General features: G+C 41.8%; 22 protein-coding genes and 1 riboswitch. Of the genes, 12 read left to right on the top strand and 10 right to left on the bottom strand.

The features are described 5' to 3' along the window. Nucleotides 1-90: 90 nt before the first annotated feature. Nucleotides 91-414: a pyrimidine/purine nucleoside phosphorylase gene (locus FTU83_RS03205; protein WP_067763086.1), complete on the bottom strand. Its 324-nt coding sequence runs from the start codon at nucleotides 412-414 to the stop codon at nucleotides 91-93. A gap of 598 nt (nucleotides 415-1,012) precedes the next feature. On the opposite strand from FTU83_RS03205, the gene recN reads away from it, so the two are divergent. Continuing rightward, on the top strand, nucleotides 1,013-2,674 hold the full coding sequence (gene recN / locus FTU83_RS03200; protein ID WP_180064877.1) for a DNA repair protein RecN: 1,662 nt from the start codon (nucleotides 1,013-1,015) through the stop codon (nucleotides 2,672-2,674). A gap of 62 nt (nucleotides 2,675-2,736) precedes the next feature. On the opposite strand, the gene FTU83_RS03195 is transcribed toward recN, so the two are convergent. After that, on the bottom strand, nucleotides 2,737-3,462 hold the full coding sequence (locus FTU83_RS03195; RefSeq protein WP_168378209.1) for a hypothetical protein: 726 nt from the start codon (nucleotides 3,460-3,462) through the stop codon (nucleotides 2,737-2,739). A 315-nt stretch (nucleotides 3,463-3,777) separates the two neighbouring features. Between FTU83_RS03195 and FTU83_RS03190 the strand changes: the two genes are divergently transcribed. Together FTU83_RS03190 and ruvX are read left to right on the top strand one after the other, a co-directional pair. Beyond that, nucleotides 3,778-4,332, top strand: a complete 555-nt coding sequence (locus FTU83_RS03190; protein ID WP_078189425.1) for a YqgE/AlgH family protein — start codon at nucleotides 3,778-3,780, stop codon at nucleotides 4,330-4,332. Beyond that, a complete protein-coding gene (gene ruvX, locus FTU83_RS03185; protein ID WP_078192570.1) occupies nucleotides 4,325-4,768 on the top strand; it encodes a Holliday junction resolvase RuvX in 444 nt (147 codons plus the stop codon). Before FTU83_RS03190 ends, ruvX begins: the two co-directional genes overlap by 8 nt. 105 nt (nucleotides 4,769-4,873) lie before the next feature. On the opposite strand, the gene FTU83_RS03180 is transcribed toward ruvX, so the two are convergent. From FTU83_RS03180 to FTU83_RS03170, 3 genes are read right to left on the bottom strand one after another with little or no spacing between them, the layout of a single operon-like run. Further along, a complete protein-coding gene (locus FTU83_RS03180; protein WP_078189427.1) occupies nucleotides 4,874-5,878 on the bottom strand; it encodes an HlyD family secretion protein in 1,005 nt (334 codons plus the stop codon). Between the two features lie 33 nt (nucleotides 5,879-5,911). Then, nucleotides 5,912-6,118 carry a DUF1656 domain-containing protein gene (locus tag FTU83_RS03175; RefSeq protein WP_180004682.1) on the bottom strand — a complete coding sequence of 69 codons (207 nt, stop codon included), beginning with the start codon at nucleotides 6,116-6,118 and terminating at the stop codon, nucleotides 5,912-5,914. Further along, the gene (locus tag FTU83_RS03170; protein WP_180105644.1) at nucleotides 6,111-8,210 is read right to left on the bottom strand and encodes an FUSC family protein; all 2,100 of its coding nucleotides are present in this window, start codon (nucleotides 8,208-8,210) and stop codon (nucleotides 6,111-6,113) included. The genes FTU83_RS03175 and FTU83_RS03170 overlap by 8 nt, the downstream gene beginning before the upstream one ends. Before the next feature lie 464 nt (nucleotides 8,211-8,674). Between FTU83_RS03170 and FTU83_RS03165 the strand changes: the two genes are divergently transcribed. Then, nucleotides 8,675-9,451 (top strand): IclR family transcriptional regulator, encoded by a 777-nt coding sequence (locus tag FTU83_RS03165; protein ID WP_180105643.1) that lies wholly within the window; start codon nucleotides 8,675-8,677, stop codon nucleotides 9,449-9,451. 230 nt (nucleotides 9,452-9,681) lie between these two features. Here FTU83_RS03165 and FTU83_RS03160 read toward each other — a convergent pair whose 3' ends face one another. Next, a complete protein-coding gene (locus FTU83_RS03160; RefSeq protein WP_078189431.1) occupies nucleotides 9,682-10,308 on the bottom strand; it encodes an alpha-ketoglutarate-dependent dioxygenase AlkB in 627 nt (208 codons plus the stop codon). 171 nt (nucleotides 10,309-10,479) lie between these two features. On the opposite strand from FTU83_RS03160, the gene FTU83_RS03155 reads away from it, so the two are divergent. Next, the gene (locus tag FTU83_RS03155; RefSeq protein WP_180105642.1) at nucleotides 10,480-12,276 is read left to right on the top strand and encodes an ABC transporter ATP-binding protein; all 1,797 of its coding nucleotides are present in this window, start codon (nucleotides 10,480-10,482) and stop codon (nucleotides 12,274-12,276) included. 58 nt (nucleotides 12,277-12,334) lie between these two features. Here the strand turns inward: FTU83_RS03155 and phoU are convergent, their stop codons facing one another. Together phoU and FTU83_RS03145 are read right to left on the bottom strand one after the other, a co-directional pair. After that, complete coding sequence (phoU, locus tag FTU83_RS03150; RefSeq protein ID WP_078189433.1) at nucleotides 12,335-13,051, bottom strand: phosphate signaling complex protein PhoU; 717 nt, start codon at nucleotides 13,049-13,051, stop codon at nucleotides 12,335-12,337. A gap of 83 nt (nucleotides 13,052-13,134) precedes the next feature. Beyond that, nucleotides 13,135-14,490: a TolC family outer membrane protein gene (locus FTU83_RS03145; protein ID WP_078189434.1), complete on the bottom strand. Its 1,356-nt coding sequence runs from the start codon at nucleotides 14,488-14,490 to the stop codon at nucleotides 13,135-13,137. Nucleotides 14,491-14,804: 314 nt separating this feature from the next. On the opposite strand from FTU83_RS03145, the gene FTU83_RS03140 reads away from it, so the two are divergent. From FTU83_RS03140 to FTU83_RS03110, 7 genes are all read left to right on the top strand, one after another. Next, nucleotides 14,805-15,791 carry a hypothetical protein gene (locus FTU83_RS03140; protein WP_180004716.1) on the top strand — a complete coding sequence of 329 codons (987 nt, stop codon included), beginning with the start codon at nucleotides 14,805-14,807 and terminating at the stop codon, nucleotides 15,789-15,791. A 102-nt stretch (nucleotides 15,792-15,893) separates the two neighbouring features. Beyond that, a riboswitch (TPP riboswitch) is annotated at nucleotides 15,894-16,020 on the top strand. A 116-nt stretch (nucleotides 16,021-16,136) separates the two neighbouring features. Further along, nucleotides 16,137-18,032, top strand: a complete 1,896-nt coding sequence (thiC, locus tag FTU83_RS03135; protein ID WP_180088859.1) for a phosphomethylpyrimidine synthase ThiC — start codon at nucleotides 16,137-16,139, stop codon at nucleotides 18,030-18,032. A 76-nt stretch (nucleotides 18,033-18,108) separates the two neighbouring features. Beyond that, nucleotides 18,109-18,729: an NUDIX domain-containing protein gene (locus FTU83_RS03130; protein ID WP_180039952.1), complete on the top strand. Its 621-nt coding sequence runs from the start codon at nucleotides 18,109-18,111 to the stop codon at nucleotides 18,727-18,729. A 10-nt stretch (nucleotides 18,730-18,739) separates the two neighbouring features. Next, a complete protein-coding gene (gene cpdA / locus FTU83_RS03125) occupies nucleotides 18,740-19,543 on the top strand; it encodes a 3',5'-cyclic-AMP phosphodiesterase (RefSeq protein ID WP_180105641.1) in 804 nt (267 codons plus the stop codon). Between the two features lie 208 nt (nucleotides 19,544-19,751). Further along, complete coding sequence (gene dksA, locus FTU83_RS03120) at nucleotides 19,752-20,279, top strand: RNA polymerase-binding protein DksA (RefSeq protein WP_078189438.1); 528 nt, start codon at nucleotides 19,752-19,754, stop codon at nucleotides 20,277-20,279. Nucleotides 20,280-20,283: 4 nt separating this feature from the next. After that, complete coding sequence (gluQRS, locus tag FTU83_RS03115; RefSeq protein WP_373684047.1) at nucleotides 20,284-21,201, top strand: tRNA glutamyl-Q(34) synthetase GluQRS; 918 nt, start codon at nucleotides 20,284-20,286, stop codon at nucleotides 21,199-21,201. 85 nt (nucleotides 21,202-21,286) lie between these two features. Then, on the top strand, nucleotides 21,287-21,547 hold the full coding sequence (locus FTU83_RS03110; protein ID WP_180049846.1) for a zinc-ribbon domain-containing protein: 261 nt from the start codon (nucleotides 21,287-21,289) through the stop codon (nucleotides 21,545-21,547). Here the strand turns inward: FTU83_RS03110 and ftsW are convergent. Beyond that, entirely contained in the window at nucleotides 21,536-22,732 is a 1,197-nt protein-coding gene (gene ftsW, locus FTU83_RS03105; RefSeq protein ID WP_078192579.1) for a putative lipid II flippase FtsW, read from the bottom strand. The two genes, FTU83_RS03110 and ftsW, sit on opposite strands and share 12 nt — an antisense overlap. 21 nt (nucleotides 22,733-22,753) lie before the next feature. After that, the gene (murD, locus tag FTU83_RS03100) at nucleotides 22,754-24,100 is read right to left on the bottom strand and encodes a UDP-N-acetylmuramoyl-L-alanine--D-glutamate ligase (protein WP_180105639.1); all 1,347 of its coding nucleotides are present in this window, start codon (nucleotides 24,098-24,100) and stop codon (nucleotides 22,754-22,756) included. Nucleotides 24,101-24,197: the final 97 nt, after the last annotated feature.

Raw genomic sequence — 24,197 nt, 5'->3', positions numbered from 1 at the left:
TCCTGCAAAGCAAGCTTTACAGGATTTATGCTATGACACATAGTTTAACCGATTTAAGGTTAAAAAACTGTGCCTAAATTGATTGAATCATTAGCCTTCTAAGTGGCACACATAGTCCAAGACTTCATCTGTTTCAATTTTAAAACGGCTATTACCTGGCACGTAGAACGATTGGCCCGCACGGAATAATTCGCTTTCTTCGCTATCTGCAATTTGAACACGACATTCGCCTGAAATAATTTCCATACGTTCAGGTACATGAGTTTCAAAAGTCAGCGCTTGTTCAGTTGGAAGCAACACACCCAGTGTTTTCTTTGTTCCATCTTCAAATTGCACAGTATGGCTGATGCATAGACCGCCAAAATAAACATTTGATTTTTTGATTACCGATACATGATCAAACTGTGCTGACATGCGTTTTCTCCAGATAAAGCATATTTATAATATTTTGATCGATGTAGTTTAATTGTGCTGCAAAAACTAATCAATCTGTGTTGAAAACTGTGCGATAGATAATTACAAAAATCTGAGTACTGGATGTGCCCCTATTTCATCCCACCACCTCAACATTTAGAGTCTAAAACAAGCTGTGCTGTTGTACAAAATACTTTTTTGTTTCATCCACTAAAGTCCTAGTTAGGGTTAATTGAAACGCTGCAAACTCATTTCAAAAAAATAGCAGCGTGATGAATCATATTGGTGGATTTGAGTGACCAAATCATGACGTTTTATGGCAATAACACGCTAGATTAAATACAAGAATACATACACAAACGTGTTTTGTGAGGACTTGGCAGGACATTTGATGGTTTCAGCTCACGTTATGCAAGATCACCTACTCTTTACATCACAACACTGCATGGATACAGCGGATAAGAAACTAATTTCTTGTTAAACTGAAATTTAAGATAGAATTATGAGGTTTTTCGTCATCTTAAAATAAAACTTGTCTTGTGACCAAAACAAAACTTAATTATCTTTAACTAGAACTTTTCGCAGCTCGGATGCGTTTATGCTGACACATTTAACTCTGATCAATTTTGCATTAGCCGACCATTTAGCCATCGACATTGAACAAGGCTTTAATGTCCTGACGGGTGAAACGGGTGCAGGTAAATCTTTACTTCTAGACGCATTATCAGCTTGCTTAGGTGAACGTACAGACACCAACTACGTGCGCTATGGATCAGACAAAGCCGATGTGACAGCGACCTTTAGCTATCAAGAGCACAGCCCTGAAGCGCTTTGGCTCAAAGAACACGAACTAGATGATGAGTCTGGCGAAATCCATTTACGTCGCGTGATTTTTGCAACAGGTCGCAGCAAGGCATGGATAAATGGACGTCCGAGCAGCTTGTCCGAGTTAAAAGAAATTGGCCGCTTATTGGTACAACTTTATAGCCAACACAGCCAACAACAACTCTTAGAACCACCCTATCCAAAGCATTGGTTGGATCGTTATTATAATTTTTATCAGCCTGCTCAAGCCGTGCGTGATGCTTATAGCAAATGGCAAAAGGACATTCGTCAGCACCAAGCTGCACTCGACGCCCAAGCCACACGTAAGCAACGGATAGAAACGCTTGAACTTCAATTGGAAGAACTTGAAGACCTTGTGCAAACGGACTACAAAGAAATCGAGCAAGAATTTGACCGTCTCAGTCATCATGAACATATCATGCAAGATTGTAGCTATGGTCTAAATGCTCTCGATGACGCCGAGCAAAATATCAATCAAGAAATGGGCGCGATCATTCGTCGGATTGAATCGCATGCAGGACGTAGTGAACAACTTTCTGAAATTTATACGTCGCTACTGAACGCTCAAAGTGAAATTGAAGATGCCACCGCAAATTTACGTCAGTTTATTGATCGTCAAAGTTTCGATCCTGAACGTATGGACGAATTAAACACTAAACTCGAAGTTTTTCATCGCTTAGCGCGTAAATATCGTACTCAGCCTGAAGATTTAAAAAATGATTATGATGCGTGGCAACTTGAGCTTGAGCAATTACATCAACTTGAAGATCCTGAAACCCTAGCTGAACAAGTTGAGGTTTCTCATCAAGACTTCATTTCCAAAGCCGAGCACTTGGATCAAATACGCCGAGATGCTGCTACGCCATTGGCTAAACAATTAACTGAACAAGTCAAACAACTGGCTCTGCCTGAAGCGCATTTTGAATTTAAATTTGAACCGCTTGAACATGTTTCGAGTGAAGGTTTAAGCTTTATTCAGCTGTTATTCACAGCCAACAAAGGGATTCCTGCTCAGCCTCTAGCACGCGTGGCATCGGGGGGTGAATTGTCACGTATTGCCTTAGTCATGCAAGTGATGAATGCTGAAAAAACCGAATCCGAAGTGTTAGTCTTTGATGAAATTGATGTCGGGATCAGTGGCGGAACGGCAGAAATTGTCGGGCGTTTGTTGGCTGATTTGGCGCAGCATGTTCAAATTTTATGTATCACGCATCAAGCCCAAGTCGCTGCCCAATCTGACCAACATCTTTTAGTGAAAAAACGCCAAACGGATCCTGCAAGCAGTACCATTATCGAATTAGAAGAAGATGATCGGATTCAAGAGCTGGCTCGAATGACCGGTGGTGTGGAGATTAGTCAAACGACCTTACAACACGCAAAACAGTTGCGACAATTAAAATTTCAACATAGTTAATTTTTGATGCTTTCAAAAAAGCCTGTGGATTAAAAACAACACAGGCTTTTTTCTTAAACACACTATTTGACAATCCCCTGATACACAAAGGCTTTCGAGCCCAAGGTATAGCGTAAATATTTTTGCTGCGGCTGATGTTGTTGATTGAGCAACATTACATCCACGTGTTTCGGACTGATTTTCAGATATTCATTCCCGCTACGACGATCGGTTTCATAATGGCAGTCATAATCTACCGAAATTTGATCTAGTTTCTTTTGCTTAGGTTGAAATACATAAGATTTAAGTAACTGTTTTGGCCCAACTTCAACGGCTCTTAGATGATGTAATCCACTGCAATTATCACCTTTATAATAACTCTTCACCAAATATACGGTTTTATTTTGGATGTTGATCGGCAAAATTTGATTGATATAGCCTGAGTCAAATTGATCTAAATGTTGCGTTTTTCCCGTTGCATATTGCACATAGCTGCTCCACTCCCCCATGGTGCCTCCGCCAGACACATCAAAACTATAAAATTTTAGTTTTTTATCCGGAGAATATTGCACATGAACAAAACCTTGCTTTTCCAGTTGCGTAAATCCGTAGTGAAAACTGCTGGGATCTGCCGCAATGACATCCACAATTTCACGTTCTATCGCTGCATTGACCTCATAAAAATTTAAGTTTTTATATTTTTTAATCACCTGAGATTCATGTTTTTGTAAGTCAGCGCTTCCTGCAAAGCCTGAAATAGGTAGGCTTGCACAGAGTGCCATCCCTATTATTTTTGAAAAATGTGTCATTGTTTTACCCTCAGTTTATCCTGCTATTTTAAGCAATCTCAGTCATCAATCACGTATATCTTCTCCTCGCTTTTGTACTACTGTTGTTCAAATTACCAATCATCGCTTCACGATTCACAATTCACCACATTGCAGACCTGCCTGCACGATGAAGATTTTGATCATGTCCCTCACTAGTCGAGCATGACAAATATTGAATTTGCAGAAAAACTCATTGTTGAAAACTTGTGAGTCTAGTATGTTGATAAATACAACGTTATTCGAATGCAATTCACCCCAAGAATCAAACTTACCCCAATAAGGAGAAGCCATTAGGTGACTAAACAATACCTCACACACCGCTGCCTGATTGCTCCACCCGAAATGAACGATGAATTCTTTGCCAATACGGTGATTTATTTGGCGCGACATGATGAAGATGGCGCTCAAGGCATCATTATTAATCGTCCTTCAGGTTTACAGATCAAAGAACTCTTGAATGATTTGGAAATTGAGGCAGATAATGTGCATCCTCATGAAGTGTTGCAAGGTGGACCTTTGCGCCCAGAGGCAGGTTTTGTTCTTCATACCGGTCAACCGACATGGCATTCATCTATTGCTGTGGGTGAAAATGTCTGTATTACCACGTCTAAAGATATTTTAGATGCGATTGCACACAATGAAGGTGTGGGGCGTTATCAAGTGGCTCTAGGCTATGCCAGTTGGGGTAAAAGCCAATTAGAAGAAGAAATTGCTCGGGGTGATTGGCTCATTTGTGACTCAGACATGGATTTAATATTTAACTTACCTTATGACGACCGCTGGGACGCTGCCTATAAAAAAATGGGCGTAGACCGCATGTGGTTATCATCTGAGATTGGACATGCCTGATTTACCACAATATCAAATGATTATGGCCTTTGACTTTGGCACACAAAAAACAGGAATGGCTGTTGGACAAGCCCTGATTGAAAGTGCAAATCCCCTACCACTCTTTCCCATGAAAGATGGCATTCCCAATTGGGATAATCTACTCAAGATTGTGAAACAGTATCAGCCGGATTTGTTTATCGTGGGTCTACCGCTCAATATGGATGATAGCGAATCTGAACTCTCCACACGTGCGCGTAAATTTGCACGACGCCTTCGCCACCAAACCAATATTGAAACTTTGATGGTCGATGAACGCTTAACGACACGTGAAGCGCGTGATGAATTAGATCATTATCAAGCCCAAGGCCGTGCGAAGAATCTTTCTGCCGACAGCCTTGCTGCAGCATTGTTTATTGAAAGTTGGTATCGAAATCCAGTTGGACTAAAACCTTAAGCACTTTCAACAAACAGGCAAATAAAAAAGCATCCGAAAAAGGATGCTTTTTTATGCGCAAGATTGATCACTCAATGCTGTGCAAATGAAATGATTGGGGATAACTTAGTTTTTATCCACAATATGAATCGTGGTTGTTCGACCTGCAACAAAAGCCAACTGATCATGCGGCACTTCATCCAGTACAATTTTCACTGGTACACGCTGTGCCAAACGGACCCAACTAAAGGTTGGATTGACATTAGCCAGTAAACCATCAGTCGATGTACGTTCACGGTCTTCAATCCCTGTTGCAACGCCTTGTACATGCCCCTTATAAACTTCAGAACTTCCCATCAGTTGGATTGTTGCAGGTGCGCCAACATAGATTTTATCTAGTTTGGTTTCTTCAAAATATCCCACAACATACAATTGTTGACGGTCAATTAAGGCCGCTACGGCTTGGCCAACTTTGACGTAATTCCCTGCTTTGAGTTCAAAGTTAGACAATGTTCCATCAGTCGGTGCAACCACTTCCGAACGTTTTAAATTCAATTCTGCCAAATGCAAACTGCTATTCGCCGCTTCAATCAGGGCTTTTTGCTGCACCACACTGGCTTTGGCTTGCTCAATCGCGGCCTGAGTTTGTTCATGCTCTGCATGTGATTGATCACGTACTGCAAACATTTGATCTTGTTCTTGTTTTGAAATCGCACCGTCCATCAAACTTGCATAACGATTTGCATTTTTATCTGCAAGATTAATATTGGCTTGTGACTTCACTAGATTGGCTTTAGCTTCAGCAAGCTGCGCTTCAGCCCCTGCCAGTCCTGCTTTGGCTTTCGCCAAGTCAGATTTGGCTTGCTCAACATCCAAAGCTTGACGTGCCACATCTATACGAAACAGCACTTGGCCTTTTTTCACTTGTTGGTTGTCTTGAACTAAAACGTCTGTGACCAAACCTGAAACATCCGATGACACTTGAATCACGTCACCACGTACCCGTCCATCACGCGTCCATGGTTCCGAATTGTAATAGTCCCAAATATGTTTCAGCGCAAGTAATGCGCCACATAGCACGATTATCAACAATACAGGCCGAACATATTTTCGGACATTCAAATTGGTCATACGATTACCTCAATCATTTCATTTTTTAGGGGCTTAGAACTGGCAGAAAATAAAGATTTCATGCACCAGCCAAAGCAACATCACAAATACACCCAAATAAAAAATATTGAGCATCGGCACCCAATCTGGCGCCATCCATCGGTCAAGCAAACGCATGATGACCCGCAATAACAGATAGGCCAATACCGCTTGAATCAATAGAATGGGCACATAGACGCCATATACATTTAGCTCACCCATGTTGTGCCTCGACCTGTAAATTATCTGGTGTTTGCTGTGTTAGGACATGACACAAACTGCTTTGAATATTGTTCAGCGAATACTGAATTCGATACATAACATCATCGTTTTCCACACCCTGAACAGCCTGATTCAATCGTTGAATTCGCTCTACAATTTGCTGTTTCAAGCTCATATACACATTCTTTTGCCCTTGTTCCATGGCCCGAAAATAGTCATCTAAATCTTGTTGTAACTCTTCGAGTTCGCTGACCAGTGCATCATTCGGATCGAGTTTATTCATGAGTTCTTGCAAGCGGGTTAAATCAATCACAGCACTGGCTTCCACCAAAGCCCACTCGATCTGTTGTTTTAAATTCCCTGATTGCACCATTTTGCTGTTTAGGATGCCGATTCGGTCCAACATACTGCGTAAATGCACCCGAAACGGTAAGCCATACGGCAGATATAATGCCTGACGCAGTGCTTTGTAATGCTGTGAAAGTATGCGTTGGGCCGTCATATCCGGTGACATCGCACGCACTAAATGAATAATAAACACCGAAATAATGGGTCCCAAAACCGTCCCAATCGATGCATCGAAGAAAAACACCTGATCAAGGCTAAAGCGGTTTTGAAAATTCAGCCCCATGATGGTGCCCATCAAAAGCGGCAAGCTGATCCCGACCAAAGGCGGATGTAAAAATAGCATCAGACAGAACATCACAAACGGTGCTAACACCACGATCAACTGCCAAAAAGCGGTCACATGCGGGAAAATGCCATTGGCGTAGATGAACACCATGAAAGCCGCATACATATTGGCGCGAATAAACATTTTCAATGCAGGAACAGGGTTATCCATTGCAGTTAAAATACAAGCACTGATTGCAGCCATTTCGGCCATCATAAATCCAGCTTTCCAACCACTAACGATCCAAAAACCCGTAGAAATTAAAATAATCAAACATGCGGACACCCCGCCACGAATGGCAACACCTGCATCTCGATGCAAAGTCGGATAATGACTATTGCACAAGGCGGTCAGTGTGGCAGGTAAAGTGGAGTCGCCTTGCTGTACCCGCTGCCAAAGCAAGCGAATCGCACGAATATTCTGAATAAAATGCCGAATATCCATTTTTAGACTACCTAAAATCACCTGTTGTGATGGCAATGCCTGTGCATGAATGTGTTGAAAATCTTGCTCAAACTGTTCAGGCAATTGATTAAGTTCACTTTCCTCAATCTGATGTTGATCTAATAAAAACGCGGCAATATGTTCATGGGCTTGCTTGAGTGCCGTCCGATAATGTGTGTCCAGACCATCTAATTGTTTCATCCGTTCAGACATGGCCACCAAGTTACTGACCAACAAACTCAACTGATGCAAGATTTCCTGCAATGGACGTGTCATGCCTTTTAAGGTGGATTTTTCATAAGACAAATGCACCGCCATGACATGTATATCCGCGATATCTCGTGTAATATTGCCAAGATTTTTAGAATAATTTTCTAGCTCAGCAGGCTCTAATAAAATCTGATCAAAAATTTCTTTGGTATCGGCAAAGGTTTTGCTCACGCGTGTTTCGACTGCAGGGCCAATATGCATTGGAAATAATGTCGTGGTCACGATGGCACTACAGACCACACCCACCGTAATTTCGAGAAAACGCCCCAAAGCCATATCGAAAATCGAAGCGGTATCAATAAAATACACCACGTTAAAACAGATAATGACCGTGGTATAACCCGCCAACATGGAAACATAACTACGAGGCGTACGGTCTAGCAGTGACAAATACAGGCAAAACCCAACCCAAACCGCCAAAAACACTGTAAACAGTACTGGCATATGGATGAGATGTGGCAGTGCCACCACCGACACGGCCGCCCCTAAGAACGTCCCTAATACACGATACAAACTTTTTGAAGACGTCATGCCTGAATATGGATTCGCGATTACGAAAACGGTGCCAATCGCCCAAATCGGATAAGCCAAATTCAGTACAAAGGCCACATACAATGCCAACATGCCCGCGATGAACGTTTTGGTCGCAAAAATCCAGTCCATTTTATTGGGCCGAAAAGCGAGTATTTGTTTCGTCAGCAGCATGATTGATCTCGTCGGTTTGCTTCTTTTTAGTGAAAACGGCCTCGTATCGAATGCTTAAACATTCGACAGCACAACCTGTATCACGGCACAGGAATGACTAGAAATTTCAATAAGTAAAGAAGCGATTCAAATCGTGTTTCAAACCATTTGAATACAAAAAGTAATGTGCAACATTGCCTGCGCATCGAACATATGGGCAATATTTATTCAATATAGGATATTTTCATAGCAATTTTGCTAAAAAAACAAAATAAAGTCAATAAAAATATCTTATTTTGATAATTCAACTATATTTTAAATGAGTATTTCAGGTTTTTACTATGCTTTTATCAGGATGACCCAAGAAACCCTGTGATATTTCAGATTTGTTTCATTTCCATTGTAGAAAAGCGCAACATCAGGCCGAGCAATTTGTTATAAAGTAACTTAACGATTCATTTTTTATTGTGACCAAGCAGGTTCTTATGGCGCTTTCCAGTTTTGGTAAAATTCTCACCGTACTCGACTTATTTTCAGTTGCTCGTCCCATCATCAATGTCGACATTATTAGTGAAGAATTAGGCTTATCTAAACCAACGAGCTATCGCTATTTAAAAGAACTGGTTTCTGCTGAATTATTGCAGCGCCTCAGTGGGACTTCTGGCGATTACACACTGGGTTCAAAAATTGCTGTGCTTGATTTTATTTCTCGCACCACCGATCCATTGGTGCAAATTAGCATCCCCTTCATGAAAGAAATTGTGGAACGCACAGAGTCTTGCTGCTTATTGACGCATCTAAATATCGACTCTTGCATTGATGTACATCATGAACTTTATGAAGACTATGCCGCATTGGCTTATGGTCGAGGTAGCCCGCGTCCAATGTATAAAGGCTCATCGTCTAAAGTAATTTTGTCTCAGTTACCTAAGCAACGGATTTTAGATTATTACCACCGTTTTGCGGACGAGTTATCTCAAGTTGGTTTTGCGCATAATGAAGAAGAATTTATGCAGCAAATGAAAAAGATTAAAAAGCAGGGTTATTATTTTTCCAATGGTGAAGTTGACCCGAATATGTCGAGCCTATCGATTCCGATTAAATTTTCCAGTAAAGAACCCCCACTTGCTTTGACCCTATTGGCGTCTAAAAATCGTTTTGAATTTATGAACTTTCAAAAAGTCGTAGAAATGATGCAAGACTGTACAGCGCGTATTGAGAAAAAATACAGCAGTATGATGGAAGAATCGGACGCCATTTAAATCTGATCAGTTTGCGCACAACTGATGCGATGTTGTAAAGATGATATTTAATTAATCTGATAAATTCATATTATTAATTGAATTTATTAATTATAAATTCCAGAAAGATTATCATAATATGATTATTGTTCTTTAGCAGTCATCTCAACCATGTGTTCCATGATTTCAGTTGATTGTCGCTATACTCTTCCTCAGAGAAAGAAAAAAGCTCATCTAGATATGGGCTTTTTTTATGGCTGTTGGTCATAGAAATAACGAAAGGTTAAATTCACCCTCGGCTCGGTCACTTTCATCGACTTCATTAGGGCATGTTTCCAATACCGTTGGGTTTTCCCACGCATCACGATCAACTGTCCACTTTGCAGTAAAAGCTGTACTTTCTCTTGAGTGCTTTTATGTTTAAAGCAAAACTTTCGGCTTGCCCCAAAACTCAAGGATGCAATCACCACCTGCTGTGTGGGTGAAAGCAAAGATGGCTCATCATCACTATGCCACCCCACCGCTTGCGTACCATTTTCGTATAAATTGGCCAAACAGGAATTAAACGTCTGCCCCACCCGTTGCTCAATATGTTGTTTTAAGCGCAGTAAAGCTGGATTCCAGATCAATGCCTGCTTTTGCATGCCTGAATAGTGATACTCATAATGAGCATCTCCATACCAAACCACTTTTCGCTCCGTTTGATAATACTGTCCATGCAAAATGACTTCATCATGCTGCCAAGCCAACTGCGTGAGGAAATAGCGTAAATATTTTTCACTGTCTTCAGCATTGAAGATCAGTCCATAATCTTCAACTTCACCATCATAGGGCAGCAGGTTTGCATGCGGTTCAGGTGCAAATAATTCAAAATTCATCGGTTCAACTCAACACTGTTTGGCGCAGCACCGTGATGCGGATGTCGTGAGCACATTTAAAAATATCTTAGCTGAAAAACGCTCGTCACAAATCAAAACATTGTCATCGCTTGTCGCATTGAATTTTCAGTCTTAGACTAAAGCTCATATTCACAATAAAAATAATTGCTTATGAATCTGTGGCAACTTTTCCAAAAACTACGCCCATTCGTACAGCCATACCGCTGGCTGGTGGTCGTGACGCTGATCTTGACCTTAATTGGCTCACTTACGGCACAGGTAAATGCCCTGACACTCAAATATGCCGTAGACAGCATCAATCAGCTTTTGCAACAAGGTCTCGGTCTAGCCAATGGTTGGCATATATTAATCACCATCAGCGTGGTCTTACTGGGAAAAGAAGTCATCAATGCCATCGTGCAATTTGGACAAAAATCGTTTGGTGAAAAGTTACGTATTTTAATTTCTCAGGATTTGTCCCAAGGCATTATTGAAAAATTTATCACCTATCGATTGGCATTCTTCGATCAACAAGACAACCAAGCAGGTAAGCTCCAAACTCGAATTGATCGGGGTGTCAGCTCGCTCACACGATTGGTTCAAATCTTTTTTATTGATATTTTACCATTATTTACCAGTGCCATTATTGCACTGGGCTTAATGTATTATGCCAATGTTTGGGTTGGTGTGGTGGCCACAATTATCGTGCCGATTTATTTTTGGCTGACCTTCAAACAATCACAAAAACTGGCAGGCAAACGCCGTGCCCTACGCGATAATTTTGAAAAGAAAAATCAGGGTATTCTGAGTATTATCAATTCGATAACGGTCATTAAATCTTTTAACAAAGAAGCCGTCGAATCGAAAAAACAATTAAATCTGCAAAAGTCGCTGACTGAAAACCAAATGCAGACACGGCAAACCAGTTATATCTTTGACGGACTCAAAACCTTTATCGAACAGGTCGGTGTGGTACTGATCATCATTCTGACAGCCTATTTTGTTTTGGATGGGCAAATGAGTATCGGGATGATTATGTATCACGTGTTGTTATTTAATAACGTCTCTGCCCCTATTCGCTCGCTGCATCGTATCTATGATGAAATTAACTCTGCGATGATTTATTCGGAAAGCTTCTTTAATATCTTAGAAGCGGATCATGAAATTGAAACCAGTGGCACTGCCCAACCTACGATTCAAGGTCAATTTGAATTGAGCAATGTCGACTTTAGCTATCCCAATGGTTTTCAGGCATTGCACCGCATCAACATGACCATCCAACCGAATAAAATCACCGCATTGGTTGGTTTATCTGGCGCTGGTAAATCGACATTAATTAGCTTATTAGATAAGTTTTATCATCCTCAAGCGGGCAATATCAAACTCGATGGCATCGACCTAGAACAAATTGATACGCAGTATTTACGTGAAAATATTGGTTTGGTTTTACAAAAAAATCATATTTTCCCAGGTTCAATTTTTGAAAATATTCGCTATGGCAAAAGTACAGCCACAGAGCAAGAAGTCTTTGATGCAGCACGAAAAGCCTCGATCCATGATCAGATCTTAAAACTTCCACATGCCTATGAAGCCGATGCCCTACTGCTTTCGGGTGGACAACAACAGCGCATTGCCTTAGCACGCATGTTCCTGAAAAATCCACCGATTATTTTCTTGGACGAACCGACGGCTAGTTTAGACGCGATCGCTGCTGAACAAATTAAAAATAGTCTGGATCAAATTAAACAAGGGCGTACCGTCATCATGATTTCACATAGTTTGTCGCAAATTATCGATGCCGATTACACCTATGTGATGAAAGACGGACAAATCGTAGAACACGGGGAGCATCATGATTTGTACCATCAAGAAGGTGCCTATAAGCAAATCTTCGATGCGATGGCGAAAAGTTTAAATATTGACAAAATTGCCCGGACTTTTGAGGAAGACGAAGAAACACATAGTTAATTTTAGACCGAAAAAAGCCCATCGTTTGATGGGCTTCGTTCATATTTGTTTTATTCAATTAACGCTGAACTTTTTGCTCAATTTCTTCAACACTGGTGTGACGGACATCTAGACCTTTCACCATATAAATCACCTGTTCAGAGATATTTCGAGCATGGTCACCAATACGTTCAAGTGAACGCAGCACCCAAAGTACATTCATCACCCGAGTAATATGGCGTGGATCTTCTATCATATACGTCATGAGGGTACGGGTTGCCGATTGATACTCGCGGTCAATATCAGCATCGGCCAAAAGGACACGTAAAGCCTGATCTACATCCAAACGTGCAAAGGCATCGAGCGCATCATGAATCATCACGCGGACTTGGTTGCCAATATGACGTGTTTCCATATAGCCACGCGGTGAACCCCCCTCTTCACACAAGCTTTGTGCAATACGGGCAATTTTTGCCGCTTCATCACCAATCCGTTCTAAATCGGTGTTGGCTTTCGACATCGCAATCACCATGCGTAGATCAATTGCAGCAGGATGACGACGCGCCAAAATTAGGGTAAGCGCTTCATCAATTTCAGTTTCCATACGGTTCACCGTATTGTCTTGAAATTGAACATCAATCGCCATTGTTGCATCCGTATCCAATAAGGCATGAATGGCATTTGCAACCTGCTGCTCCACTAAACCACCCATGGTCATAAATTTGGTATGCACATCCTGCAACTCTTCATTGAATTGCGAAGAAATATGATGGTTTAAAACAGGATTATTAGGCAAAGCGAGTCTCCACTACAACGTGAATCGGCAGATTTTAGTGCCATATTAAAGCATATTGATTGTGAAACTTTTATGACCATGGATTATTTCTTTAGTAGGATCGATGGCTGATTTTTCTGATCGACCAACCACGCATTCATTTCCACTAAATCAGCTTCCGTTAATTTCCCAACAGAGGCTTTGAGTTGCAATACATGTATTAAATAATCGTACTTGGAATTTAAATAATCTTGACGGGCTGAAAAGGCATTACGCTGTGCCAGCAGCACATCAACCATGGTTTTCAGACCTTCCTGATACTGGGCTTGTGAGGCCAATGACACTTGCGCGGAAGAATCCATCGCGGCTTTACGTGCCTGTAATTTACTTTGATCCGTTTCGACTTGCATATAAGATTTTTTTACATCGGTTTGTGCTTTTCGAATTGCTGCATCCACCTGTGCTTGGCTTTTTTCAACATTGATCGCCGCTTGCTTAATGGATTTCTGTGTCCGTCCACCATTAAACACATTCCAGTTCATTTCAATCCCCACCTGATCAAATTGACCATCTTGCGACATGATGGATTGTGGACTTTGCTTGTTATACCCATAGGTCCCTACCGCTTCAATCTGAGGATATAAGGCGGCCTTTTCAACGCGTTTACCATCTTCCGCATAACGTTGTTGCATACGCGCTTGTAAAATACCTAGGTTCTGTCCCTGAGCCAGTTCTTCCCACGCTTGTACATTGTTTGGAATCGGTTTTTCAAACTGAAAATCTTCACGTAACACCGCCAAATTTTCTCGATATGGCCCAATCAATTGCTGTAATTGTTCCTGCGCCAAAACCAATTGAACATTGGTTGCCATGCGGTTTGCCCGTGCATTTTGATATTGTGCATTGGCTTCACTGACATCACTTTTTGCCACTAGGCCTTCTTTTAATTTGCCATTCATCATGCGCAGCTGTTCAGATAGCGCCTGTTCTTCTTGTAGGTTGGCAACCGTCAATGCTTGCTGGCGTAGAACATTAAAATAAGCTTCAGAGACATTTAAAATATGATCTTGTTTTTGAATCCGCAGATTAATTTCACTTAAATTAATCGAGGTCTTTACTTGCTTCAGCCCTTCCCATGCATCCCAACGAAAAATGGGCTGACGGGCAGTGAGCGCAATTTGTCTTGTTGTGGTGCTGTCTGGCATGATCAGCCCGGCTTGAGCGCCGCTTTGGTTGGAATTTTGATTTTTTCGGGTCACATTTCCGGAGATTGTTACCGTCGGGAGTAAGTTCCCATTGGCAATCCCCAAATTCAATTTATCCGCTTCATATTGTAGTTTATTGGCTTGCCAATTGGGGTCTTCTTGTTTTGCACGTTCATAAGCTTGCACAAGATCTAGCGCACACGCCCACTGACTCGTGAAAAGTAAACAAAGACCCACCACAACTTTTTTGTTCATTTTTTTTGTAAATTCCTAATATTCAAATACCCGAGATTGAATATTCAAGCCTAAAACTAAGCAGATACTAATCATATCCTTGCAAATTTCCGTATGATTTTTATTAATTTTTTATATCAAATGCGACAAAACCAGATAATTTAAGTCGTTTTCGGACATTACTCACAACGCTATAACAAAGAACTGTACAATAGTACACATATTGCGCGTGTTTCATCTATAGAATAGTCGACATTCCATCGGACAATACCACTTCTATAGCGCATCGAGTTCCAGTGTCAAAAATTTTTCAGCTGCCTGCAAAGTTTAGTGCAATGTTTTTATGTTTCAGTATGTTGAATGGATGCCAACAACAACCTGAACCACAACCTGCACCAGAGTTTCCCAACAATAAGACTGTTCAAAAAGAAGCAGTCGATTTGTCTTTGCTGTGCAAAAAACTTGAAAAAAATATGCTGGAAATAGACGATCAACGCACAACTTTTGCTTTAGAACAAATCAACCAAGATCTCAAAGTCTGCTTGCCGCTGTTAAAAGCGGACGAACAAAAAAAATTACTGCGCTTGTCCAATCAAATGTATCGCAACTTTTTACATGTTGAACGTACAGCTCAACAGCAAATGGCATTCGAACAATTTGCTTTTGATATGGCTCAGCATCCGACCATTCAACAAAATCATTATGAACAGCTCACCGCCCGAGATCAGTATTTACTGAAACATAAAGGCCAAGCCTATGTGGAATTGTTCGATGCAGGTGAAGGACAATTACGCTATCGCCGTAGTCCTGAATATTTAGCCAAAATTTTTGCGCCGTATATGGAAGAATCTGAGCAAGTCTTTATTGAAAAACTGGCTGAACAAAATGCACAACCTGCCTTGTTGCAACAAAGTTTAGCCATTGAGCCGCAAGAGATTGCTACACGTGCAATTTTTTGGGAAGACTATCTCAAGCAATATCCAGATAGCCCATACAAAAAAGATGCACAACAATTACTATATCAATATAGTCAGTTGTTATTTATTGGTTCGGCACATAGTCCAGTTTCCAATGACTTTTCAGACCGCCTCAGTATTCAAGCCAGTTCTTTAGAAGAAATTGAACGCTTGGCTCAATTAAAAAACTCCAAATTGGCAGATCAGGCGCGTTTATTTTTAAAATTATTAGATCAAAATACTGCTGCATCTAATCAGCGATCAGAAGCGCAGTTGTTGAATTTAATTGGTGTCCGTAATCCTGATCCGCATTATAAGAAAGACTGTTTTAGCGACGCCATCTGTGTAAATCAGTCCTCTACTTAGCAAAATCCAAATCAATTGCACACGAGCCTAGCCAAAATTCTGCACAGCAAAATTGATGAAAAATAACACTGTTTTAAAACAGCCTTCATGCTAGTATCCGCACAAAGCTTGACGGAGCGCAGGTAATTTCCTGCTGAGATCATCTAAATTTAGTTCGCTAAATTTAAGGATGAGTACCGTTGAACCTGATCAGGTTAATACCTGCGTAGGAATCAAGCCATCTAAAAACTTAAGCCCTTCTTATCTCTTGGTGTTACGCCTTTATTTTCAGGTGAATCCATCAGATAAACCGCCACGTTTTTGGTCGTGCTTGATTCGTTGATGTCATTCATAAGGATCATTGCAATGAACCAATTAACGAATCTCACCGCTTCAGATCGCGCTGCTCAACATGAACAAGATGCTAAAGATCTCACTCGTATTCTCCCTGCATCAAAGAAAGTCTATATACAAGGCTCACGTCCTGATATTCGCGTACCAATGCGTGAGATTAGCCTTACAGATACGCCTACAGGTCTGGGTGGAGAAAAAAATCTGCCCATTATGGTCTATGACACCTCTGGTGCTTATACCGACCCCAATATTCAAATTGACCTGAATCAAGGTCTACCCAATGTCCGTGAATCTTGGATTGAGTCTCGAAATGATACGGAAATACTCGATACCTTAACTTCAAAATTTGGGCAAGAACGTCTTCGAGATATTCGTACTGCAGAGATTCGTTTTGCGCATATTTCAAAACCGCGTCGTGCTCGTCGTGGACACAATGTCTCTCAAATGCACTATGCCAAACAAGGCATCATCACCCCTGAAATGGAATACATTGCGATTCGTGAAAATCAACGTCAGCGTGAAGGTGTTGATATGCGCCAACATGCCGGTCAAAATTTTGGCGCCCGTAATTTAACTGAAATCACGCCTGAATTTGTACGTCAAGAAGTGGCTGAAGGTCGTGCCATTATCCCTGCCAACATTAACCATCCTGAATGTGAACCGATGATTATTGGTCGTAACTTCTTGGTGAAAATCAATGCCAACATTGGTAACTCAGCGCTCGGCTCAAGCATTGATGAAGAAGTGGCAAAAATGACGTGGGCAACTCGTTGGGGCGCTGACACCATTATGGATTTATCGACAGGTAAAAATATCCATGAAACCCGAGAATGGATTATTCGCAACTCACCTGTACCCATTGGCACCGTACCGATTTACCAAGCTTTAGAAAAAGTTGACGGTGTCGCAGAAGACTTAACCTGGGAAATTTTCAAAGACACACTGATTGAACAAGCAGAGCAAGGTGTCGATTACTTTACGATTCACGCAGGCGTGCTGCTTCGTTATGTTCCACTCACCGCCAACCGTTTAACAGGGATTGTGTCACGTGGCGGATCCATCATGGCGCAGTGGTGCTTAGCGCATCATGAAGAAAACTTCCTGTATACGCATTTTGATGAAATCTGCGAAATCATGAAAGCCTATGATGTGTCATTCAGTTTAGGTGATGGTTTACGTCCGGGCTGTATTCAAGATGCCAACGATGAAGCCCAATTTAGTGAATTACGCACCTTAGGTGAATTGACTCACCGTGCATGGGAGCATGATGTGCAAGTCATGATTGAAGGTCCAGGCCACGTCCCAATGCACATGATCAAAGAAAATATGGATCTACAGCTAGAGGTTTGCAAAGAAGCACCTTTCTATACCCTTGGACCACTCACCACTGATATTGCGCCGGGCTATGACCACATTACCTCTGCGATTGGTGCAGCAATGATTGGTTGGTATGGCACCGCGATGCTGTGTTATGTGACCCCGAAAGAGCACCTTGGTTTACCAGATAAAAAAGACGTCAAAGACGGCATTATCACCTACAAAATTGCAGCCCATGCCGCAGACCTTGCCAAAGGTCATCCCGGTGCGCAGGCCCGTGATAATGCATTGTCGAAAGCACGCTTTGAATTCCGCTGGGAAGACCAATTTAATCTGAGCTTAGACCCTGATACAGCGCGCAGCATGCATGATGAAACCATGCCGAAAGAAGCACATAAATCGGCCCATTTTTGTTCCATGTGTGGACCTAAATTTTGCTCAATGAAAATCACACAAAATGTGAGAGATTATGCAAAAAATCAGCAAGATATGCAGCCTTCTTCAGAATCTAATCCTGAAATTGAAACAGGTTTACAGAGCATGAAAGCGGCCTATCATGAACATGGTCAAAAGTTGTACCATAAAGTGTAAAGCTTAAAAAAAATCTTTTGTATTCAACAAAATCTCGGTTAGGATGAAATGGAAGATTTCATCCTAATTAGCGCTTATGAATATTATTAAACAGGCCACATATAACAAAAAAGATTACAGCATTGAAGGGCGTGAACATCTTTATAAAGGCTTTATTCAAGTTGAAAAAGTTCTGCTTCGACACCGCTTATTCCATCAAGACAGCATGATTCCAACCATTCAGCGTGAATTGATTCATCGTCCTGAAGCAGCAGGTGTACTGATTTATAGCCATCAACAACAAAAATTTGCCTTAATTGAACAATTCCGCATTGGGGCGATTGATGATGAAACTTCGCCATGGCAACTAGAGATCATTGCCGGCGTGCTCGATGGTGATGAATCTGCTGAAAGCTGTATCCGTCGTGAAAGTTTGGAAGAATCAGGCTGTGAATTAGATGCACTACAGCATTTATTTAGTTTTTATCCCTCTGCGGGTGCCTGTGCTGAATTATTCCACCTTTATAGTGCTGAAGCTGAACTGCCCGAACATGGAGGAGTCTTTGGCATGCCTGATGAGGGAGAAAATATTCAATTGCATATCTTAAACTATGCTGATATTCCTGAATTATTAACCAATGGTCGGCTAAAAAACGCACCTGTCATTATGGCCTTGCAATGGTTACAACAACAAATACATACTACAAGGAATGTCTAAGGGGAAGGACATGACTTTAAGGGACACACCACAATACGACTGGACACTGATCCAGATCTCGGACACACATTTAATGGATCAGGAAGATCTTGAGTTTGTCCGCATGAATCCAGAGCAGAGTTTTCACGATGTGATTCAACAAATTCAGTTGAACCATCATCACATCGATACGCTTGTCCATACTGGCGATCTTGCACAAGTGCCGGTAGAGCGCACCTATGCGCGTTATCGCGAATATATGCAACAGCAGCCGTTTCCGTTTTATCAGATTCCGGGGAACCATGACGAAGCGTCTTGCTTCCCATTTCATCAACAGGAAGATCGGGCTCACTGCATCGCATTAGGCAATTGGTGTCTGATTTTACTGAACAGTGCGGTCAAAGGAAAAGTCGATGGTTGGGTATCACAACAGCAGCTAGAACAATTAGATCAGTTGCTCACAGCACACCCACAGCAACACATCATTGTGGCATGCCACCACCACCCTTTTGCCATGCAATCGCATTGGATAGATCAGCACAAATTAAAAAATGCTGAACATCTGATGGATGTGCTTTCACGCCATGACAATGTCAAAATTGTACTGTGCGGACACGTACATCAAGACTCGTCTAATCAATGGCGCAATATTCAGTTTTTATCGACACCTTCGACCAGTGTTCAGTTCAAACCACATAGTGAAAATTTTGCCTTAGATGAAGCTTTACCAGGGTATCGTGCACTCTATCTGAATGATAATGGTGAATTTAAAACGGAAGTTGTTCGGGTCAAATTGAAACAACCTCAAATTAATGTTGAAATTTCAGGTTATTAACTTTTCAATTTGATTTTTTTGCTTTACTTTATGCCTTCTAAAGGAAAAGTGATAGTTAGAATCCAAACATCAAAGACTATCAATAAGCAGAAAAAGTCTATATGATGACGACCCCCACAGAAGGAAACTCTGTGTTGGGTGGATAAAAACTTGCATATCACCATATTTTTTGCGTATAGATATATGCATATGATGAGGAATGCCCTATATGGCGAATGACAACCAAAATCAAGTCTTAGACGAACAAACTGATGTAGTAGACGAAAAGTCTACCAAACGCGTGCGCAAATCAAAGCCAAAGGCGACTGAAGGTGGTTCTACTGCAAGCTTATTTGGTATTGAACCTTATCAGCCTAAAAAGAATGAAGAATACATGTCTGAAGGGCAACTTGAGCATTTCCGCCACATCTTATTGGCGTGGAAAGCTGAGTTAATGTCAGAAGTAGACCGTACTTTGAATACCATGCAAGACGAAAATACTGCGCTTCCAGATGTGAACGACCGTGCAACGCAAGAAGAAGAATTTGCGATTGAACTTCGTACACGTGACCGTGAACGTAAACTGATCCGTAAAATTGAACAATCAATTGAAGCGATCAAAAATGATGACTACGGTTTCTGTGAAACGTGTGGTATCGAAATTGGTTTACGTCGCCTAGAAGCACGTCCAACAGCGACTTTATGTATCGACTGCAAAACACTTGCAGAGATCAAAGAGAAGCAAAATAACGGTTAATTCTGTGTTGAGTAATTCCTCTCTAGCCCTCCCTTTAGATAAGGGAGGGAAAGCTGCAGAGCATTACGTGGGTCGGTTTGCGCCATCGCCAACCGGCCCTTTGCATTTTGGCTCTTTAATTACAGCAGTTGCAAGCTACTGCGATGCCCGTGCCCATCAAGGGCAATGGGTGGTTCGTATCGAAGATACCGACATTCCACGTATATTTCCCGGCAGCGAAGAACACATCTTACGTTGTATTGATGCTTTTCAATTCGAACCAGATACCGAGATCATTTTCCAAAAAGACCGCCTCGAAATCTATGAGCAGGTCATTACACATTTGCATGCCCAAGGCTTGGTCTATGCTTGTCAATGCACCCGAAAAATGCTCGGTTCGAATCATATCTATCAAGGTACATGTCGTAATCTTGGTCTTCCCCTTCAGGATCAGGCTATTCGAATCAAAGTCGATGCACAGAACATTTGTTTTACCGACCGCTTACAAGGGACGCATTGCTCCAATCTGCAGCAAGATTTAGGTGACTTTGTCTTAAAACGCCGTGATGGCATTATCAATTATCAACTTGCTGTCGTGGTGGATGACTACCTACAAGGGATGACCCATGTCGTACGTGGGGCTGATCTTTTGGACAATACCGAACGTCAAATTTGGCTCGGACAGATTTTGGGTTATCCACACCTTGAATACATGCACTTGCCATTGGCAATGAATAATCAGGGACAAAAACTTTCAAAACAGAATATGGCTCAAGCTCTTGATTTAAGCCAAGCGGCACCTTTATTACAACAAGCATTGCAAGCCCTACACCAACCGGCAGTCGACTTAGATACGCCACGTATTATGCTGCAACAGGCGATTGCGCAGTGGAATATTCAATATATTCCCCATGGCACAGCATTGCCTCAAATCTATCAATAAACCCAAATATTGATCTAAGCCAATCACTCGATTTTCAATTGAATTATGCTTTAATAAAGTGATCAATCGACCATTGTAGAGCCTAATGTTTTTTATTTTTGGATTTGGTCCGAAAACCAAAGTCATTGAAAAGAGCCAATTTACTTGCCCTGTCTGCCGAAGCAGAACTCAGTATGAGTTAAAACAGCAACGTAATTATTTTTCTTTATTTTTTATCCCATTGATTTCCCTTTCTAAAGCCAAGGCGAGCTTGGTCAAATGTCTCCATTGTGGAACGGAGATGCCAGCCAGTGTCCTCCACCATGCATCTCCCGATCCGCAACGAGATACCAATTTAGAAGCTTGATTCTTCTTTACTTGGGTTTACTTCTTTGGTCGTCGCATCGATCTTTAAGATCAGACTCACCATAACCGCACAGATAATCAGAGAAGACCCCCCATAACTAATAAACGGTAAGGTCAAACCCTTGGTAGGAAGCATGCCCATGTTCATGCCGGCATTCACCAAAATTTGCAGCAAGAAGATAATACTAATGCCATAAGCCAAGTAGCCTGCACGTAAGTATTGATGACGTAAAGCACGATGACCAATGCGAATACAGCAGATCAACATCACAAATGACAGCGTCAATACGGTCAAAATCCCAAAGAAGCCAAATTCTTCGCCCAAAACCGCCAACATGAAGTCAGTATGAGCCTCAGGTAAATACGACATTTTTTGAATACTATGACCCAAGCCGACACCAAACCATTCACCGCGACCAAAAGCCATTAATGCATTCGACAACTGGTAGCCTGCGCCTAATGGATCATTCCATGGATTTGAGAACGACATCAAACGTTCTAAACGGTAAGGTTCAAATAAAATCAAGAACACAAAGGCCATGATGATCGCACCAAAGGCAATTGCGAACTGAATCAACGGTGCTCCTGCGAGGAAGAATACCCCTAGCATGGTTAAGGCAATCACCACCGTCGCCCCTAAATCGGGCTCTGCCATGACCAAACCGACAGTTGCAGCCATAATCACTGCCAAACGTACCAAGCCCTTGATGTTATTGCGGACTTCTTCGGCACGCCGTACCACATAGTCTGCGGTAAATATCGCCATCATGACTTTGGCGACTTCCGAAGCCTGTAAGGTGAAACCAGCAATACGAATCCAACGTTTAGAACCATTGACCTCTGTCCCGACAGCCAATACAGCAGCCAGTAAGATAATCGTGATAATCCATAAAAAGAAGGTGTTATTAAACCAAACATTCAACGGCACTTTATAGGCGATATAGGCAGCGGCGGCGGCGGCGGCAATCGAAATCCCATGTCGTGAAATATAATGGAAAGCATTTTCATGCATGCGTTCTGCATAGGGCATAGATGCAGATGCTACCATGATCGAACCAATACACAACAATGCCAAAACACAGAACACCAAAACATTGCGCACGTTGACCTCGGCAGGTAACCGAGGAAGCCAACGCTCTACAACTTCATTTATTCTATTTATGGTCGTCTGAGCCAACCCAGCCATACAACTTTCCTTATCGTTCTTTTAAACGAGTGCATTCACACAATCAACAAATTGGTGTCCACGCTCACTGTAGCCTTTAAACATATCAAAACTTGCGCACGCTGGAGACAATAAGACCACATCATTGGCTACCGCATTTTGTTGGCACAGCTCAACCGCTTGTTTCAAACTTTCAGCATGAATCAGCGTGGTTGTCCCTTCAACCGCTTTTTCAATAATTGGACGATCTTCACCAATCAACACCGCAACTTTGGCATATTTTGAAAGTGAATCACGTAGCGCAGTAAAGTCCTGCCCTTTGCCTTGACCACCTAAAATAATCGCCACTTTACCGCCTTTGGCTTCAATCGCAGCACCTAGACCATCAATCGCAGCTAAAGTCGCACCAATATTGGTACCTTTAGAGTCGTTATAATAACGAACACCATTCACTTCTTTGACAAATTCACAGCGGTGCTCTAAACCTTTAAAGGTTTTCAAAGTTTCCAACATGCCTTCTAGTGGCAAACCAATCGCTTCACCCAAAGCTAAACATGCCAAGGCGTTTGCCACATTATGAGTCCCTTGGATATACATGTCCGCACTTTTCAGTAAACGCTCACGACCACGTGCCAACCAAATTGTGCCATCAGTATCACGTAAAATACCGAACTGATTCATATCTGGTGCATTTAAGCCAAAGCTTTGCATTGGGGTGACATCTGGAACCAATGGACGTGTTAATGAGTCATCACGGTTATACACCACTTTTTTCACCGCTTGGAAAATACGATGCTTCGCAGTGTGATAGCCCATCATATCGCCATGACGGTCCAAATGGTCTTCACTCATGTTCAACACCACAGCCACTTCTGCTGCCAAGTTTGACGTGGTTTCTAATTGGAAACTTGAAAGCTCTAAAACATAAAGCTCTGGATCATCTTTGGTGAGATCCAAAGCTGGACGACCCAAGTTGCCACCCACTGCCACTTTTTTGCCTGCATCTGCTGCCATAAGACCAAATAAAGTCGTTACGGTACTTTTCGCATTCGAACCTGTAATCGCGACAATTGGCTTATCCGTCGCACGACGTAAAATTTGAATTTCTGAAACCACAGGAATGTTGGCTGCAATGGCCGCCTGAATTTGCGGTAATTTTGGATCTAGCCCCGGGCTGATAATAATTTCTTCTGCTTGGAGTAATAAATCTTGATCCAACTGACCAAAACTGGTTTGTACATCACTTGGAATTTGATCATGACCCGGTGGGACTGCTCGTGAATCGGTGACTGCAACGCGGTAGCCATGGCTATGTAAGAAATTCACTGCGGAAACACCAGAAATCCCTAATCCGGCAACAACCTTCAATCCACCACGCTGTATTAACATTTTCGCCCCATTTTTTTGGTCGGTTTTTAAATCTGACAAAATGTTAGCACTTTGCTGTTTTGAATGCTTTTTATGTTTTCACTTTCTCGCAGTTTTT

This window comes from Acinetobacter sp. YH12152 (genome assembly GCF_013418285.1).
GTDB classification, from domain to species: Bacteria; Pseudomonadota; Gammaproteobacteria; order Pseudomonadales; family Moraxellaceae; genus Acinetobacter; species Acinetobacter amyesii.
This window is presented reverse-complemented; position numbering and strand designations above follow the sequence as displayed.